The organism is Vibrio sp. 10N.222.52.B7 (assembly GCF_041474275.1).
GTDB lineage: Bacteria > Pseudomonadota > Gammaproteobacteria > Enterobacterales > Vibrionaceae > Vibrio > Vibrio crassostreae_C.
In genome coordinates this window covers 1-310 of sequence record NZ_JBFRTU010000605.1, presented here as the reverse complement: position 1 = coordinate 310, position 310 = coordinate 1, and the positions used below count along the sequence as shown (strand labels likewise).

The 310-nt window shown below is 50.6% G+C and carries 1 protein-coding gene; it reads right to left on the bottom strand.

Features of this window, described 5'->3' with window-relative positions; genetic code table 11:
• The coding region (locus AB4512_RS24415) for a hypothetical protein (protein ID WP_372176069.1) at window positions 1-310 on the bottom strand (310 nt) is incomplete at both ends.

The following is a 310-nucleotide window of genomic DNA, read 5'->3' as shown; positions in this document are numbered from 1 at the left end:
AGGTATTCCTGAATCTCCAGAGAAGCGGACTTCAATTCAGCCAGATCATCATGCTTGGCACGGATCTCGATGGCACGGCCACCCGGCCCCATAGTGGGTTGTTTAAAGACTAACGAGATAGGATCAGCCAAATCGCCGATGTCTTCCCGCCATGCATCAATAAATTCATCGATAACCGTGTTGCGGCTCTCTGCACCGCGTAAGTCTAGGCGCACAGTGGCTAAGTGTGGGCCTGATTCATTGGCGTCTGCGTTGGCATTGAATTGGCTGGTGATATGCTCAACCAATTTATTACCGTCCTCAACCTCTT